A 16,449-nucleotide genomic window follows, 5' to 3' on the forward strand; every position below is an offset into this window, starting at 1 on the left:
TATGGCTGAGCCGCGCCCGCCGGCGCCAAACGACATCAGGCTGCGCAAGATCCTCGACGATACGCTTGCCCCGCCGCGCTGGCCGGAAGGCTTCGTCATGCGCGGCTTCGAAGCCACCGACGCGGGCGCCTTGCATGCGTTGCTGACCACCGTGTTCGACGATGGCGCCGACGGGCCGTTCGACGAATGGTGGGCGCGCATTTCAAGCGACGCGGAATTCGACCCGGCTTTGTGTTTCCTGGTTATCGACGACAAGGGTCGGCTGGCGGCCGCGGCGCTGTGCTGGACGAGGGCGTTCGTGAAAGACCTTGCCGTCCATCCCGAGGCGCGCGGCCGCGGCATCGCCGAAGCGCTGATGTGGCACATCTTCGCCGCCTTTCGCGCACGCGGCGCCGCGCATGTCGATCTCAAAACCAACACGGTGGAAAACGCCGCCGCCGTCAGGCTCTACGAGCGGCTGGGGATGTTCGAAGTCGACTGGGCGGGGTGAGGGGCGCTATCGGAGGGCGCGGTTTCCCCTCTCCATCTCGGCTTCGCCGAGCCACCTCTCCCCACTTTCGTGGGGCGAGGAACCCAAGCTGGAATGAAGCCGAGCAGCGCAAACCTGAAGCGATTGCTCCTCGCTTGCGCAAAATGTCGGAACCCTCCTTCGCGATACGTCCTTGAGAGGTAAGGCGCGTTGCCGCGCGCCGCCAAAAGCACGGATGATGGAGATGACGATGATCACCTTTCCCAACGAATCCGCTGAATATCGCGCCGCCCGCGAAACCCTGTTGCAGAAGGAGATCGAGCTGCGCCGCGCCATGGAGGACGTGGCCGTCGCCCGCCGCGCTCTGCCGCCGGGCGGACTGGTGCCTGAGGATTATGTGTTCGACGGGCTTGGCGCCGATGGCAAGCCGGCCCGCATAAAACTGTCCGAGCTGTTTGCGCCTGGCAAGGACACGCTGATCGTCTACTCGATGATGTTTCCGCGCCATCCGCAGGAGACGCGCGACGTGGCGACGAGCGGCGGCACCGCGAAGCTCGCGCGGGCCGATCAGCCATGCCCGTCCTGCACGGCGCTGCTCGATCAGTTCGACGGCGCCATCGGCCATCTCGAGGCCGCCGGCTTCAATTTCGCCGTGGTGGGCAAGACCGCGCTCGAAAACCTGATCACGCTTGGCCGCGACCGCGGCTGGACGAACATGCGGCTGGTCTCCTCAGCCGGCAACAGCTTCAAGCGCGATTATCACGCCGAGGCGGAGGATGGCGCGCAGCTTCCGGTTCTGTCGGTGTTCCATCGCGACGCCGACGGCATTCGCCATTTCTGGTCGTCGGAGCTTGGCTTCGCGCCGTCCGAGCCCGGCCAGGACCCGCGTGCCGTCGGCACCTGCGAGCCCTTGTGGAACCTGATGGATTTCACGCCGGAGGGCCGGCCGGACTGGGACGAACAGCTGCAATATGCCGGCGCCTGCTGCCACTGATCTCGGCAGCCAGGCACATTTTCGGCGCCGAGCGGGGGGTGTTGGCGGGATCGCCAGCACCTCATTCCCGTTGCCGTCGCGCAACTTCGCAGCTTGTGTCGCGTTGGAGACTCCGAGGATCACAAGTCAGGAGATTTCCTGTGAAAACGCATCTCACCATCGCCATGGTCGCTTTGCTTGCCGGCGCGCCGGCGGCCTTCGCCCAATCCGCCGCGCCGGCCGACATCCCTGCTGTGGAGGAAACCAGGATCGACACCGAGACTTTCTCGAATACGGCCGCCAGCGCCAACCGGTTCGAGATTGAAAGCAGCAGGCTGGCCGAACAAAAGAACGTCGCCGCCGATGTCAGGGAATTCGCCGCGCTGATGGTCAAGGACCACACCAAGGCTGGCGAGGATCTCAAGACAGCGCTCGAGCAGAGCCAGACCACGGCCTCGGTGACACCGAGCGGCCCGGCTCTGGAGCCGAAAGACCAGGCGATGCTGGATCAGCTCAAGAAGCTCGACGGCGATGAATTCCAGGCGAAATACATCCTCCTGCAGACCGAGGCGCACAAGCAGGCGTTGGCGCTGTTTTCCACCTATGCGCAGTCGGGCGAAGACCCGGCGCTGAAGGAATTCGCCAAGAAGACGCTACCGACGCTGCGGATGCACGAAAAACGCCTGAAGAATCTGGCGGCCGCGCACAGTTAGGCCGCACTGCTGCCGAGTTCTCAGCTCGTTTTGATCTGCTCGACCGCCGTCACCAACAGCTCGGCCATGGCGCCGCGAATCTGATGATCCGACTGGGTCACGCCCGCCGCGTCGAAATCGGCGCGCACCTTGCGAAACACATCATCGTCGCCTGCCTCTTCGAAGTCCGCGCGCACCACCTCTTTCGCATAGGCGTCGGCGTCTTCACCGGTTTTGCCGAGCTTTTCAGCCGCCCACAGGCCGAGCAGCTTGTTACGGCGCGCCATGGCCTTGAACTTCGTCTCCTCGTCCATCGCAAACTTCTTTTCGAAGCCTTCCTGACGGTCTCTCATACTGCTCATGGTTTGCCTCGTTCAGGTGTGAGTCTCCGACCTTCATCCGGTGGACTAGAAGAGCGGCGGGTGGAGGCCGAACATGGCGTGCATGGATGTCATTAGCAAGGCCGGACCGTTCATGTCGCAGCGCAATCGCTTCAGGTTTGCGCTGCCCCTCACCCCGGCCCTCTCCCCGCGAAAAACGGGGAGAGGGGGTCGCCAGCGTTGCGGCCAAGCCCCTTCTCCCCGTCCTTCACGGGGAGAAGGTCCCGGCAGGGGGTTGAGGGGCGGAGCCGACTTTGGCAATCGATCGCCATGGCCGATGGCCTTCGCACCGATGTGATTTGACGTTGCCGCGCCGTGACCTACTCTCGAATACTGGCGGGATGAGCGGAGGAGACGAGCGATGCAGTCACCTTTCAACGGGGTTTGGAGCGTCGCGCTGACAGCGGCAGTGATGCTTGCCGCCGGCACCGCGGCTTACGCCCATCACGGCTGGTCGTGGACGCAAGACGGGTTTTTCGAACTCAGGGGCAAGATCACGGCCATCTATATCGGCAATCCGCACGCCACGCTGGATGTTGACGCGGAGGGCGAAGCCTGGCGGGTGGAGATGGCGCCGCCGTCCCGCACGATCGCCGCCGGCTTCACGGAGGAGGTCGCCAAGGTCGGCGACGAGGTGACCGCGATCGGCAACCGCTCGCTCGACGAGCAGGAAAAGCGCATGAAAGCAGTCCGGGTCATCGTCGGCGGCAAGACCTACGATGTCTATCCCGACCGCGTGCCGCCGGCCTGAATGGACGAGTTCCTCGCCGGCATCGAGCAACTCGCCTTTGTGCGGGGACTGAAGGCCTCCTTCGTCGCCTACCCCATCGTCAATGCACTGCACATCATGTCCATCGGCGCGCTGCTGACCAGCGTCATGCTCATGGATTTCAGGATCATCGGCGCCTTCCGCTCGCTGCCGCGTGCGGCGTTCGTCGCGCTGCTGCGCCGCACGGCGTTGGGCGCGTTCGCCGGTGCGCTTGTCACCGGTGCGCTGCTTTTTTCGGTGAGGGCGAGGGGGTATGCGGCGATGCCGATTTTCCTCGCCAAGATGACACTCATCCTTCTCGCCGGCGTCAACTTCCTCGTCTTTATGCGCCGCGCAAGGGGCGGGGATGAGCCGGCTGGTGGAGCCGTCACCATCCTGGCGGTGCTCTCGCTGGTGCTGTGGACATCCGTGCTTTTCGCCGGACGGTTTATTGGGTTTCTCAACTAAGCCGAGTGACGACAAGATTGGGCGATTTGGCGATCGATCCCGGGCAGGCGGCAGGACGCGTCCATCAGCCAACGTTCTTGGAATTTTCCAAACAGGTTGAAATTGAAGGTTGAATAGGTTGCAGCGGGGAGCATTGGTCTAGCCATCCGAAATACGCTCTTCCTTGGACTTGACGGTCGCGCGACCGTGTCTCCAAAAGCGTCGGTAAATGCCAAGGTCGCCTGCGAGGGGACGCTCGAGGAGATGGTATGTGCAGAAACCGACGGCAATCGACAACATCGTCGTGATGGGCGCGAGTAAGAGGCGAAGAGGGTCGCCCAACGCTAACTGGTCCACTACGGCGATAACTGACGCGACGAAAAAGTAATGTGAAAGGTAGATCGAGTAGCTTGCGTCGCCTGCACGCTGCATCAGCGCGGTACCGATCCTAGTTTGAGATCGTTCAAGTCCCGCCGCCCCGGCTACAATCAGCCCGGAGGGAACGCCGAACCTGAAAAACGTGTCGGTCGGGGGGGCGACGGGGATGCTGCCAATCACGAAGAACTCTCCTCCGAAGACAAACCAAGCTGTCCCGACGGCGAGGCAACCCCACCACGGTACAGCATTTGAGCTTCGCCCAGGGACCGGGACGCACACGGCGATCAGCATTCCGACAACGAAATCCAGCACGATGGGTCGGGTATAGAAGAAAGCCAACACCCCATGGTCAGACAGATTTTCAATGAAAATGCCGACAATTGAGAGTATAATTAAAATTATTGAGATAAATGCAACTCTGATGTGTTTATGAAATAGTAGTGATACCCCAAAAATAGAGTAGAAGAACATCTCATAATTTAGCGTCCATCCAAGATAATATATAGGATACAACCTCCCGTCTTCTTTCTCAAAGGGAATAAAGGTAAGAGATCTGATAGTATCACCGATATCAACCATCGGTCCATTGTCAAGCCCTTTCAATAAAATTGCCGACAGCGCTGCAAGTGTAAAAAGATAGTATAATGGGGCTATTCTATATATTCTTTTCTTCATTAATTCAAAAATATTTATATTTCTATTTTTTGTAATGTGAACCATAATAAATCCACTGATAACAAAAAATAAATCGACCCCACCGTAGCCAAATTGTTTGATTGAATGAGGAAGCACATCTCTAACGATCAATTCTTGGGCGTGAACCCAAATAACCAAGGCGGCAGCAATTCCACGTAGTATCTGAATATTGAGTACCACTGGAATAAATCCCGATCTCGTAGGAGCCCTGTCCGGATGACTAATGGACGAATCAGTGTGGAGCCGGGAGCGGTGTCTTTGCTCCCGTCGCTGGATCGGCTGTTTATGTCGGCTTGCGTCGCGAGGTGCATGCTCAACCCCGCGCACGTCGCTTTCGCAAGTTACCACCTTGAAGCGGGGACCGAACGTTACACTTTGGTGGTAGAAGGCAGCTTTCGGGCGTACCATCCGGCTGAACCGGCGGCGTTGCGGCTCCGAGGGCTAGTCTAGTTTCCGTCCACAAACGTCTTCTTTTTGCGAGTATTTGCAAGCACTTGTCGATCGTCGAGAGAGGCCGTTGAGGGACGAACGCTGGTATCGGCGGAAAGGCGTTGTTGACACGCTGAAGGGCGTGCCACGAGGCCGGCTTGGTCGGCGACGCAGCTGCGATGCCGGGTCGGTGGTATCAGGTCGGCTTGAGGCGCGTGAAGAGGACGAGGTTGTAGGCCACGACCGAGGACCAGACGTAAGTCTTGAAGTGATCAAGGCCGCGCCATGTGCAGCGCGCCAAGCCGTAAGCGCGCTTGAGGCATGAGATGCCAGCTTCGATGCCGGCCCGGAAGTTACGCAGCTTGCGATGGACCCAATTACCGCGGACCATGTCCTCGATCTGAGGCCGGCCTTCTTGTGGAAGGCCATGTCGCGAACGCCCAAGGCCTGCGCTGTGGCCAGATTGCCGCGACTGGCAAAGTCGCCTTCTTACGCAAAATACTCCTGCAGCGGCCGAACCTCGAGGCTCCCCGCTCTCAGCGCCGCAATCGCCTCGGCCACGGCGGCTGCGCCCGACAGCGTCGTGTAATACGGCACTTTCTGCATCAGCGTCGCCCGGCGCAGCGATTTCGAGTCCGATACCGCTTTCTGGCCGTCCGTGGTGTTGAAGACGATCTGGACCTGGCGGTTGCGGATGGCGTCCTCGATGTGCGGGCGGCCTTCCAGCACCTTGTTTATTTTCTCGGCGACGACGCCGTTTTCGGCGAGGAAGCGGGCGGTGCCTGACGTGGCCATCACCTTGAAGCCCTGGCCGGCGAGGCGCTTCACCGCCGGCAATATGCCCTTCTTGTCCTCGTCGCGCACCGAGACGAACAGCGTGCCCGCGCGGGGGAGATCAACACCCGCCCCTAACTGGCTCTTGGCGAAGGCCAGCGCGAAGTCGCGGTCGAGACCCATGACCTCGCCGGTCGAGCGCATTTCCGGGCCGAGCAATATGTCGACGCCGGGGAAGCGGGCGAAGGGGAAGACGGCTTCCTTGACCGCGATGTGGCCGGGATTTCTGGGGTCGGGCATGGCGCCGTAATGGGCGAAGGCGTCTTCCAGGCTCTCGCCGGCCATGATGCGGGCGGCGATTTTCGCGATCGGACGGCCGATGGTCTTGGCAACGAAGGGCACGGTGCGTGACGCCCGCGGGTTGACCTCCAGCACATAGACCGTGCCGTCCTTGATCGCGTATTGCACGTTCATCAGACCGCCGACATTGAGCGCACGGGCAAGGGCCGCCGTCTGACGCTCCAGCTCGTCGACAAGCTCCGAGGGCAGCGAGTGCACCGGCAGCGAGCAGGCACTGTCGCCCGAATGGATGCCGGCCTCCTCGATGTGTTCCAGTATGCCGGAGACGAAGGTCGACTTGCCGTCGCACAGGCAGTCGACATCGACCTCGATGGCGCCCGAGAGATAGGTGTCGAACAGCAGCGGGTTCTTGCCGAGCAGCGTGTTGATCTGGCCTGTCTTGTCGTTGGGATATTTCTGCTTGATGTCCTCCGGCACCAGGCCGGGCACGGTATCGAGCAGGTAGGTCTGCAGCATGCTCTCGTCGTGGATGATCTGCATGGCGCGGCCGCCGAGCACATAGGACGGGCGCACCACCAGCGGGAAACCGAGCTCGCCGGCGACGAGGCGGGCCTGCTCGACCGAATAGGCGATGCCGTTCTTCGGCTGGCTGAGGCCGAGCTTGTGCAAGAGTTTTTGGAAGCGGTCGCGGTCCTCGGCCAGATCGATCATGTCGGGCGATGTGCCGAGGATCGGGATGCCGGCCTTCTCCAGCGCGTCGGCGAGCTTCAGCGGCGTCTGGCCGCCGAACTGGACGATGACGCCGACCAGCTCGCCCGACGCCTGTTCGGCGCGCAGGATCTCGAGCACGTCCTCCGGTGTCAGCGGCTCGAAATAGAGCCGGTCCGACGTGTCGTAGTCGGTCGACACGGTCTCCGGGTTGCAGTTGACCATGATCGCCTCGAAGCCGGCGTCGCGCAGCGCAAACGCCGCGTGGCAGCAGCAATAGTCGAACTCGATGCCCTGGCCGATGCGGTTCGGGCCGCCGCCGAGGATGACGACCTTCTTGCGCGAGGAGACCTGCGCCTCGTTGGCGAGCGCGCCGGCGAAGGGCGTCTCATAGGTCGAATACATATAGGCGGTGGGCGAGGCGAACTCGGCGGCGCAGGTGTCGATGCGCTTATAAACCGGATGAACGTCGAGTTTTTCGCGAATCTTCTGGATCTCTTCCACGTCCTTCCTGACGAGGGACGCGAGGCGTGCATCGGAAAAACCCATCGCCTTCAGCATGCGCAGATTGGCGGCGTCCTCGGGGATGCCGTGCTCGCGGATGCGGTCTTCCATGGCCAGGATGCCGGCGATCTGCTCGAGGAACCACGGATCGATCTTGCACATGGCGTGCACGTCTTCGAGCGAGGTGCCCATGCGGATCGCCTGCGCCACCATGCGCAGCCGGTCGGGCGTCGGCGTGCCGAGCGCGGCACGGATGGCGTTGCGGTCGTCGGCGTGGCTGGCGGGCGCGCTGCCGTGGCCGATGCCGGGGATCTCGATCTCGTCCAATCCGGTCAGGCCGGTTTCAAGCCCACGCAGCGCCTTCTGCAGCGATTCCTGGAAGGTGCGGCCGATGGCCATGACCTCGCCGACCGACTTCATTGCCGTGGTCAGCACCGGCTCGGCGCCAGGGAATTTCTCGAAGGCGAAGCGCGGGATTTTTGTGACGACGTAGTCGATCGACGGCTCGAACGAGGCCGGCGTGGCGCCGCCTGTGATGTCGTTCTCCAGCTCGTCCAGCGTGTAGCCGACGGCGAGCTTGGCCGCGATCTTGGCGATGGGGAAACCGGTCGCCTTGGAGGCCAGCGCCGAGGAGCGCGAGACGCGCGGGTTCATCTCGATCACCACGAGTCTTCCATCAGCAGGATTCACGGCGAACTGCACGTTGGAGCCGCCGGTCTCGACGCCGATCTCGCGCAGCACCGCGATCGAGGCGTTGCGCATCATCTGGTACTCTTTGTCGGTCAGCGTGAGCGCCGGAGCGACGGTGATCGAATCGCCCGTGTGCACGCCCATCGGGTCGATGTTCTCGATCGAGCAGACGATGATGCAGTTGTCGGCCTTGTCGCGGACAACCTCCATCTCGTACTCCTTCCAGCCCAGCACGCTTTCCTCGATCAGCACTTCGGTGGTCGGCGAGGCGTCGAGGCCGGACTGGACGATCTCGTAGAATTCGGCGCGGTTGTAGGCGATGCCGCCGCCGGTGCCGCCCATGGTGAAGGACGGGCGGATGATGGCGGGCAGGCCGACATGGTCGAGCGCCTGCGCTGCGATCGCCATGGCGTGGCTAATGTAGCGCTGCTTGCGATCGCCCTCGCCGAGGTTCCAGCTTGTCTCCAGCGCATCGAGCGCGGCGTCGAGATTGTCAGGCTTCTCGGCCTTCAGCGCGGCGCGCTCCGCCTCATGGGTCTTGCGGTCGGCGTTCTTGACGTCGGTGGCGTTGGCCAGCATCGACTTCGGCGTTTCCAGCCCGATCTTGCTCATCGCCTCGCGAAACAGCGCCCGGTCCTCGGCCTTGTCGATGGCCGTGGCGTCGGCGCCGATCATCTCGACATTGTAGCGGTCGAGCACGCCCATGCGGCGCAGCGACAATGCGGTGTTGAGCGCGGTCTGGCCGCCCATGGTCGGCAGCAGCGCGTCCGGCCGTTCCTTGGCGATGATCTTGGCCACCACTTCGGGCGTGATCGGCTCGATATAGGTGGCGTCGGCCAGCTCCGGGTCGGTCATGATGGTGGCCGGGTTGGAATTGACCAGGATGACGCGGAAACCCTCTTCCTTGAGCGCCTTGCAGGCCTGGGTGCCGGAATAGTCGAACTCGCAGGCCTGACCGATGACGATGGGGCCGGCCCCTATGATCAGGATCGACTTGATGTCGGTGCGTCTTGGCATATCGAAGGTCCGTTCGGCAGGCGGCTTGCACGAAAAACCGGACGGGAAGACCCGGCCGGTTGTGCTCGCGATTCTGGTATCAGGCTAGGAGGGCCTTATAGGGAAGAGTTTTGCTTGATGTAACCCCGAAAATGAGGGAGTAGGGCAGTAGGGATTGAAGGTTCAAGCGCCTACGCCTATTCCCTACTGCCTAACACCTAACCCCCCAGCGCAAGCTGGTCCGTAATCTCGAAGCGTTCGGAAACGCCGACGCGGATCATGTTCAGGCTGCCCTCGCGCGTGTAGCGGAATTCGCCGGGTGCGTTCGAACCGGCCGGCAGGCCGGCCTGGAAGCTGATGACGCGGGTACCGCCATCGGGCCAGGTCACCGTCACCTCGGCCTTGTCGCCCGTGTGCACGACGCCTGCCCTGCAGCTGGTCATCGGCTGGCCGACATAGCGCGCGCAAGGAATCAGGTTACCGGCGCCAGGGGCTGGCGCCCCTGGCGGCTGCAGCCGCGCAACGGTCTGTGCGTCGGCCGGAGGCGCCGCATTGGCCGCGCGATTCCGGGCTGCTCCCTCCGCCACAGGCGCCTGCATCTCCCCGGCCGACGGGTTCCCACTGGCAGCGAGCGCCAGGCGGTAAGCATCCTCGATGGCGGCCCTGCCGATGGCCTCAGCGGCCGTCATCGTGGTTTCGGGACCGGTCGCGCCCAGGCGCGCTGTCAGGTCGGGCAGCGGCTGATCTGCGGCTGTCGGGTTCGAGGCCTCGGCTGCAGGGGCAGCGCTTTCGCCGGTCGTTTCGGCATCGTCATCCGAAACTGCCGCCGGATTGTCGGGGTCCAGGTAGCGCGCAGGCGCCCATCCGGTCAGTTGCGGGTTGTCAACCTCTGCAACCTTGCACCAGCGGTAGCCGTTGACGTCGTTGCAGCCGAGATTGTTGACGCTTGTACCATTCGGCAGCCGGGCCTTGATCTTGCCCATCGCCGATGCCGTGGCGCGGACGTTCAGGAGATCGCCCGGAGCGAGGTCGGTCACGATCGAAACGACCGGCGCCTCCTCGGCCCTGGCCGGCAGCAGCGCCGTCAGCAGCATGGCAATCAGCACGTGCAGCGTCGTTCGGAGCGAAATTGTGCGCCTCATCACCTGGCCGTGGGCGATAGATTGCATTACCGAAGGGCGCGGCCAGGCACGGAAGCGCCACCCGCATGCCAAGCCGGTTTATAAGGGACGACACGGCGCTAGGTAACCCCGAAAATGCGATGCCGGCATGAAGAGGTTCAGCCCGGGCGGCATGAGCGCGTGCCTCGCTCGGCTGGGGCATGAGCAAGCTCAGCCCGGGCGGCATGAACGCGTTCCGCGTTCAGCCGGGCATGAAGGCGTTCCGCGTTCAGCCGGGCATGAAGGGGTTCAGCCCTCGCTCAGCCTGAGGCATGAACGCGTTCCGCGTTCAGCCTGATATAAATCCGGTGCGCAGCGCGTGGGCCCATTCCGGCCGTCCCGCCTGCTCGGCCTGCCGCGCCGCCGCCTCGTGGTCGTAGTCGACGGCTATGGCCTCGAAGCGGTCGGGGCGGCCCGGCTCGCCCAGTTCGATGATGCCGTAGCGTGCGTGCGGAGAGCCTTGCTCGGAAACATGCGCCGGCGGTGTTGGATCGTCGTAGGCGGGGCAGCCGATGCTGCCCGGATTGAAGACGACCGGGCCGTCGGGGATGCGGATCAGTTCGCTGCGGTGGCTGTGGCCGCACAGCACGATGCGGCAAGCGGGATCGAGCGCGGCCAACCGTCGCTTGATGGCGGCCAGCGGTGCGCGCACCAGCCGGCCATCGGCCATCGTATCCGTCAGATATTTTTCGTCGTGGTCGGGCCGGGCATGGAAGGCGGTGACGCCAGGCGCGATCTCCAGCGTGAGAGGTATGGCGAACAGCGCCTCGCGCTGTGCCGGCTTCAGCCGGTCATACGCATAGCGGTCCGACGGCCACATCGCGTCGTCGAGCGGATCGCGGGCGACACGGCGGTCGTGATTGCCGCGCACCGTCGGCAGGTCAAGCGCTTCAAGCCGCTCCATCGTCTCGCGCGGCCAGAGCGGGCCGGAGACGCAATCGCCGAGATTGACGACAAGGTCGGCTCCGCCGCGCTGCCTGAGATCGTCGAGCACGGCGTCCAGCGCCAGGATGTTGCCGTGGATATCGGCGAGGACGGCAATGCGCATATGGTAGCTCCGTTGGTTTGACGAATGACTGGTCGGCGGACCCTGCAGGACTTTGGTTCCTCGCCCCCACGGACGGAGAGGGGATTTTGCACGCACCAAGCTTGAGCTTTGAGCGGATCGTTCTTTCGCTTCGGAAGTCCCCCTCTCCGACCGCTTCGCGGCCACCTCTCCCCCGCTATGCGGGGGCGAGGACCCAAGTCCTGCGAGGTTACAACGTCACACTCAGGAGTGCACTTCGACCTCGTGACCGCCGACCATGGGCAGCGCGGTATCCCCAGTAGCGGCAGCAATCACGCTGTCGAGCAGGCCTGGAAAGCGGCGGTCGAGATCGTCGCGGCGCAGCGTGATCAGCCGGCTGGTTCCGACCACTTCGGCGCGGGTGACGCCGGCCTCGCGCAACTTGGCCAGATGGTAGCTCAGATTGGTCTTCGAGCCGAGATCGAGGAACTGGCTGCAATTCAGCGGCACGCCCTCCTTGCTGGCGAGGTAGCGCACGATGGCCAACCGCGTCGGATCGCCGAGCACGGCAAGCACGTTCGGCAGGCTGATCTGCTCGGCGGTGGGATGGGGCAAGGTCATGCCGGAGAATTAAGCGCAATCGGGGCCGATTTCAACGCATCTCCTCCTTTGGTGGACGCACACAGTCTCTCTCCATTCGCGGCCTGTCCTGACACAGGGCTGTCAGCAGGGGTCAGCTATTTTCGCAAGGCTTCATTGACATCATGCCCTGTTATGTCCAATTGTTCAATAACTTTTGAACTAAGGAAGAATCCATGGACAAGCGCCTCATCTGGCTTGCGCTCGGATCATTCACGATCGCGACCGAAGGCTTCGTCATCTCCAGCCTGTTGCCCGACATCGCGGCCGATGCCGCGATCTCCGTTCCACTCGCCGGCACGCTGATCACCGCGTTTGCGCTCGCCTATGCGATCGGTACGCCGATCCTGGCGACGCTGACCGGCGAATGGGACCGGCGGCGCGTCATCTTGTGGACGCTGGTGTTCTTCGTGCTGGGCAATCTGGCGGCGGCGCTGAGTTCGTCCTTCGAATTGCTGCTGATCGCGCGCATCGTCATGGCGCTGTCGTCCGGCCTGTTCGCGGCAACGGCGCAAGGGACGGCCGTGGCGCTTGTCGATGATCATCACCGCGCCCGCGCCATTGCCGTCGTTGTCGGCGGCACCACGGTGGCGGTGGCGGTCGGCGCGCCGCTCGGCGCGCTTGTCGCGGCCGTCGCCGGCTGGCGCGGCACGTTCTTTGCCATCGCCGGGCTCGGCGCGCTGGCCGGCGCGATTCTGTGGTACCGCCTGCCGCGCGGCATCGTCGGCACCAAGCTACCGCTCAGGCAACGGTTGGCCGCAGCCCTTCGCCCCGGCGTGCCATCGATCCTGCTGACCACGCTTTTGGCGCTCACCGGCGCTTTCACCGTCTTTGCCTTTGTCGCGCCGCTGGCCATCGAAGGCGGAGGCTTGAGCCCGATCGCGCTGCCCGGCATGTTGCTCGCCTTCGGTGTCGGCGCCGTCATCGGCAACATCGCCGGCGGGCAGGCCGCCGACCGCTTCGGCGCAACGCGCACCGTCAGCTGGTCGCTGGCGTTGAGCGCGGTCATGCTGGTCATGCTTTCGGTTATCCCGACATTCCTGCCGCGCGAGATTGCCGGACCGGCGCTGATGGCCATGATGGTGCCGTGGGGCATCGTCGGCTGGGCCTTCCCGCCGGCGCAGGCCAGCCGCATCATCAAGCTGGCGCCCGACGCAGCGCCCATCGTGCTGTCGCTCAACGCCTCGGCGCTCTATCTCGGTGTGGCGCTGGGCGCCGTCGTCGGCGGCGCGGTGCTGCGCTATGGCGCGCCGGCCGATCTGGGCCTGGTCGCGGCAGTGTTCCCGATCGTGGGGCTCGGCGTCGTGCTGGCCGGCCACCGGGCCGCCCGGGCGGTGACCATGCCGGCCGAATAGAGTCCGGCTGCTTGCTGGCCGCCTGAGATCTCAGGTCGCTGCCGGCGGCATGTCCAAATCCAGCGCGGCGATATCATCCAGCGCCGCGCGCAACCTCGCCGCCTGCTCCCTGCCGACCATATCCTCGAAACGCTGCTGGGCGACGCGCCACAGCTTCATGGCTTCATCGAGCTTGATCAGGCCCTGCGGCGTCAGCCGCACGCGCTTGATACGGCGGTCGTCCGGATCGGCGAAGGTCTCGACATAACCGTCGCGGATCAACGGCTTCAGCGTATGGCCGAGTGCCGACAGGTCCATGACGAGGGCCGCGGCAATGGCACCCATGGCCGGCTCGTCGCCGATATGGATCTGGTAAAGCAGGCCCTGCTGGGTGGCCTTCAGGCCGGAGGGAGCCAGCACATCGTCATAGAACTGGCCGAGCTTGCGCGTCGCCCGGCGCAGCATGGCGTTGTTGCAGAGGGTCAGGCCGGGCAGGGTGGCTTGCGTCATGGCGACTTCCCTGAAAGGGCGAACGGCGTTCGCCCAGCTCCACCAGAAATAATCTTTGGCAGGCTGATTGACAAGATAGTGGCATATGCCTATGTTCTGATAGCGGCATATGCCACTAAATTCAACCTGCGGCTTTCCAGCAAGGCGAGGGCGGTTGCCGACCGGGCAAGCCAGGAACGAACAAAAGGATTAGGACAATGAGCAAACAGGAAAACAGGGGCACCGCTGTCGTTACCGGCGCCTCGTCGGGTATTGGTGCCATCTATGCGGATCGGCTGGCGGGGCAGGGCTATGATCTCGTGCTGGTGGCGCGCCGCGCCGACCGGCTCGAGGAACTGGCGGAGAAGTTGCGCTATGCCTATAGCCGCAACGTCAGGGTCATCAGTGCCGACCTCGCCGACGATAACGATGTCCGCCGCGTCGAGCAGGCGATATCGGCCGACGAGAGCGTCACGCTGCTGGTCAACAATGCCGGCCTCGGCGGGGCGCAAGTGGTGGCGACAGCCGATGCCGACCTCGCCGAGCGCATGATCAAGGTCAATATCGTCGCCTTGACACGGTTGACGCGCGCGGTGCTGCCGGGACTGCTGTCGCGCAATCGCGGCGCCATCGTCAACATCGCCTCGGTGCTCGCCTTCGACACTTCGTTCGGCGGCATCTACAGCGGCACCAAGGCCTATGTCGTCAACTTCACCGAAGCCTTGCAGCGCGAAGTCGCCGGCACCGGAGTGAAGGCGCAGGTGGTACTACCGGGGGCCACGCGCACCGAATTCTGGGAAGTTGCCGGAAGCGATCTTGCGAATGTGCCGCAAGAGATCGTCATGAGCGCCGACGACCTGGTCGATGCAGCGCTTGTCGGCCTGGCCAGGGGCGAGCCCGTCACCGCGCCAGGTCTTGCCGACGCGACGGGACTGGACGCCTTTCTCGGTGCCCGGCAAGGGTTTTTCGGCAGCCTTCTGGCGGGCAAGCCGGCGGCGCGCTACGCCGCCTGAGTACTACGGTTGGCCCTACGCTGTTCGCCACATCGGGATGATCGAGGCGGCGAGCAGCAGGCCGAGCGTGATGTTGAGCACGCGCCACTGCCGCTCGGTTCTAAGCAGCCGGGCGAGCAGCGTGCCCGCCACGCACCACGCCGACAGCGACAGCGCGGCTGCCAGGCCGAAGACCGCGCCGAGCAAAAGCGCGAGCTGCAGCGGTCCGTCGGCAAGTGCTGCGAACGATGCCGCCGCTCCTAACCCCATGGCCCAACCCTTGGGGTTCATCCATTGCAGGCCGGCGCCGCCGAAAAAGCTGTTCGGTTTGGCCATGGTCACGTCCAGATTGGGTGGACCACTGCGGCCGATCTTGAGGGCGAGCCAGATCAGATAGAGCGATCCGGCGATCTTCATTGCCAGTTGCAAGGACGGGGCAGCCGCCAGCAGGCCGGCGAGCCCGGCGGCACCGGCCGCTGTTACCGTGGCCAGGCCGGTGGCGCTGCCGGCCATCAGCGGAACAGAGCGGCGAAAGCCGAACTGTGCCCCGGACGCCGTCGACAAGGTGGTGGCCATGCCGGGCGTGGAGGTCGAGACCAGCGCGAACAGGACGAGCGGAAGGATGGCCTCAAACATACTGTCTCCTCTGTTGGGAGCCGGTATGTTAGGCGCTGTCGTGAATCAGTAAATGCAATGTTTGCCATGGTCAGCATTAGAGAATATAATACTGATGATGATCCGCAATCTCGACACGGCCCTGATCCGGACCTTCGTCACCGTCGCCGACAAGGCCAGCATGACGGCGGCGGCGAACGCGCTGCATTTGACGCAAGGCGCCGTCAGCCAGCAAATCAGGCGTCTGGAGGAGGTTTTTGGCTGCAGCCTGTTCGATCGCGACCGGCGCGGGCTGAGGCTGACCCGTTCCGGTGAGCGGTTGTTCGGCAAGGGCAAGCGCCTGCTCAGCCTCAATGACGAGATCTGGGCCGAGATGGCGATCAGCGTGGTCGCGGGTGAGGTGCGGCTCGGTGTGCCATACGACCTTGTCGGCACCATGCTTGCGCCTGTGTTAAAGACTTATGCCGAGACCTATCCGCAGGTCGAGATTTCGCTGGTCTGTGCCTCGTCGCCGAAGCTGGCGGCGGCCTTGGCGGCTGGCACGATAGACCTTGCCGTGATCGAGGAACCGGCCGGTCCGACTGCCGGCGAATGTCTTGCCATTGACCGGCTGGTCTGGGTCGGCGCCAAAGGTGGCATAGCCCGCCGCAAGAGGCCTTTGCCGGTTTCGATGGTGGCCGACACCTGCGCCTTCCGCCCAGCGGTGCTGGCGGCGCTCAACGAGCATGGGCTGGAATGGCGGACCGTGTTCGAGAACGGCAACCTAGACGTGACGACGGCGACGGTGCGTTCGGACCTGGCCGTCACCACCTGGCTGGCGTCCACCGTGCCTGCCGATCTCGATATTCTGCCCGCCGATCCGGAGCTGCCGGCCTTGCCGAATTTCTCGATCAATTTGCACCTGCCGAAGCATGGTGTCGGGCCGGCTGCGCGGGAGTTTGCAGCTCACATCCGCGAGAGGCTGGCGCGGCGGCAACAGGCGGCGTGATCGGCAAAACAGCAAAGGGACGGCCGATGCCCGGCCATCCCC

At 63.7% G+C, this 16,449-nt stretch carries 15 protein-coding genes and 2 pseudogenes; 8 read left to right on the forward strand and 9 right to left on the reverse strand.

The window, feature by feature from the left end; translation table 11 throughout:
- The first annotated feature begins 1 nt into the window (after position 1).
- The 3 genes from E5X88_RS18155 (at position 2) to E5X88_RS18165 (ending at position 2,155) form a co-directional block, all read left to right on the forward strand.
- The gene (locus E5X88_RS18155) at positions 2-490 is read left to right on the forward strand and encodes a GNAT family N-acetyltransferase (protein WP_292163674.1); all 489 of its coding nucleotides are present in this window, start codon (positions 2-4) and stop codon (positions 488-490) included.
- A 229-nt stretch (positions 491-719) separates the two neighbouring features.
- The gene (locus tag E5X88_RS18160) at positions 720-1,463 is read left to right on the forward strand and encodes a DUF899 family protein (RefSeq protein WP_292163815.1); all 744 of its coding nucleotides are present in this window, start codon (positions 720-722) and stop codon (positions 1,461-1,463) included.
- A 140-nt stretch (positions 1,464-1,603) separates the two neighbouring features.
- A complete protein-coding gene (locus E5X88_RS18165) occupies positions 1,604-2,155 on the forward strand; it encodes a DUF4142 domain-containing protein (protein WP_292163675.1) in 552 nt (183 codons plus the stop codon).
- 20 nt (positions 2,156-2,175) lie between these two features.
- On the opposite strand, the gene E5X88_RS18170 is transcribed toward E5X88_RS18165, so the two are convergent.
- Complete coding sequence (locus tag E5X88_RS18170; RefSeq protein ID WP_292163676.1) at positions 2,176-2,496, reverse strand: DUF1476 domain-containing protein; 321 nt, start codon at positions 2,494-2,496, stop codon at positions 2,176-2,178.
- A 379-nt stretch (positions 2,497-2,875) separates the two neighbouring features.
- Between E5X88_RS18170 and E5X88_RS18175 the strand changes: the two genes are divergently transcribed.
- Together E5X88_RS18175 and E5X88_RS18180 are read left to right on the forward strand one after the other, a co-directional pair.
- Positions 2,876-3,265, forward strand: a complete 390-nt coding sequence (locus E5X88_RS18175; RefSeq protein ID WP_292163678.1) for a DUF6152 family protein — start codon at positions 2,876-2,878, stop codon at positions 3,263-3,265.
- Positions 3,266-3,730: a DUF6644 family protein gene (locus E5X88_RS18180; RefSeq protein ID WP_292163680.1), complete on the forward strand. Its 465-nt coding sequence runs from the start codon at positions 3,266-3,268 to the stop codon at positions 3,728-3,730.
- A gap of 138 nt (positions 3,731-3,868) precedes the next feature.
- Here the strand turns inward: E5X88_RS18180 and E5X88_RS18185 are convergent, their stop codons facing one another.
- From E5X88_RS18185 to E5X88_RS18210, 6 genes and pseudogenes are all read right to left on the reverse strand, one after another.
- Positions 3,869-4,963: an acyltransferase gene (locus tag E5X88_RS18185; protein WP_292163682.1), complete on the reverse strand. Its 1,095-nt coding sequence runs from the start codon at positions 4,961-4,963 to the stop codon at positions 3,869-3,871.
- A gap of 445 nt (positions 4,964-5,408) precedes the next feature.
- Positions 5,409-5,707, reverse strand: a pseudogene (locus E5X88_RS18190) (transposase); the annotation flags it as partial.
- A 15-nt stretch (positions 5,708-5,722) separates the two neighbouring features.
- A pseudogene (carB, locus tag E5X88_RS18195) lies at positions 5,723-9,205 on the reverse strand (carbamoyl-phosphate synthase large subunit); the annotation flags it as partial.
- A 197-nt stretch (positions 9,206-9,402) separates the two neighbouring features.
- Positions 9,403-10,326 carry an SH3 domain-containing protein gene (locus tag E5X88_RS18200; protein WP_292163684.1) on the reverse strand — a complete coding sequence of 308 codons (924 nt, stop codon included), beginning with the start codon at positions 10,324-10,326 and terminating at the stop codon, positions 9,403-9,405.
- A gap of 307 nt (positions 10,327-10,633) precedes the next feature.
- Positions 10,634-11,392 (reverse strand): metallophosphoesterase family protein, encoded by a 759-nt coding sequence (locus tag E5X88_RS18205; RefSeq protein ID WP_292163686.1) that lies wholly within the window; start codon positions 11,390-11,392, stop codon positions 10,634-10,636.
- Between the two features lie 222 nt (positions 11,393-11,614).
- Positions 11,615-11,971, reverse strand: coding sequence for a helix-turn-helix transcriptional regulator (locus E5X88_RS18210; protein WP_292163687.1), 357 nt, complete (start codon positions 11,969-11,971; stop codon positions 11,615-11,617).
- Positions 11,972-12,165: 194 nt separating this feature from the next.
- Here E5X88_RS18210 and E5X88_RS18215 point away from each other — a divergent pair, with 194 nt between their 5' ends.
- The gene (locus tag E5X88_RS18215) at positions 12,166-13,344 is read left to right on the forward strand and encodes an MFS transporter (RefSeq protein WP_292163689.1); all 1,179 of its coding nucleotides are present in this window, start codon (positions 12,166-12,168) and stop codon (positions 13,342-13,344) included.
- Positions 13,345-13,374: 30 nt separating this feature from the next.
- Here E5X88_RS18215 and E5X88_RS18220 read toward each other — a convergent pair whose 3' ends face one another.
- Positions 13,375-13,833 (reverse strand): MarR family winged helix-turn-helix transcriptional regulator, encoded by a 459-nt coding sequence (locus E5X88_RS18220; protein WP_292163691.1) that lies wholly within the window; start codon positions 13,831-13,833, stop codon positions 13,375-13,377.
- A 197-nt stretch (positions 13,834-14,030) separates the two neighbouring features.
- Here E5X88_RS18220 and E5X88_RS18225 point away from each other — a divergent pair, with 197 nt between their 5' ends.
- Positions 14,031-14,825, forward strand: coding sequence for an SDR family oxidoreductase (locus tag E5X88_RS18225; RefSeq protein ID WP_292163692.1), 795 nt, complete (start codon positions 14,031-14,033; stop codon positions 14,823-14,825).
- Between the two features lie 15 nt (positions 14,826-14,840).
- Here the strand turns inward: E5X88_RS18225 and E5X88_RS18230 are convergent, their stop codons facing one another.
- The gene (locus E5X88_RS18230) at positions 14,841-15,440 is read right to left on the reverse strand and encodes a LysE family translocator (RefSeq protein WP_292163693.1); all 600 of its coding nucleotides are present in this window, start codon (positions 15,438-15,440) and stop codon (positions 14,841-14,843) included.
- A 97-nt stretch (positions 15,441-15,537) separates the two neighbouring features.
- Here E5X88_RS18230 and E5X88_RS18235 point away from each other — a divergent pair, with 97 nt between their 5' ends.
- A complete protein-coding gene (locus E5X88_RS18235) occupies positions 15,538-16,407 on the forward strand; it encodes a LysR substrate-binding domain-containing protein (protein ID WP_292163816.1) in 870 nt (289 codons plus the stop codon).
- Positions 16,408-16,449 lie beyond the last annotated feature (42 nt).

It is taken from the genome of Mesorhizobium sp., from assembly GCF_004962245.1.
Classification (GTDB): Bacteria; Pseudomonadota; Alphaproteobacteria; order Rhizobiales; family Rhizobiaceae; genus Mesorhizobium.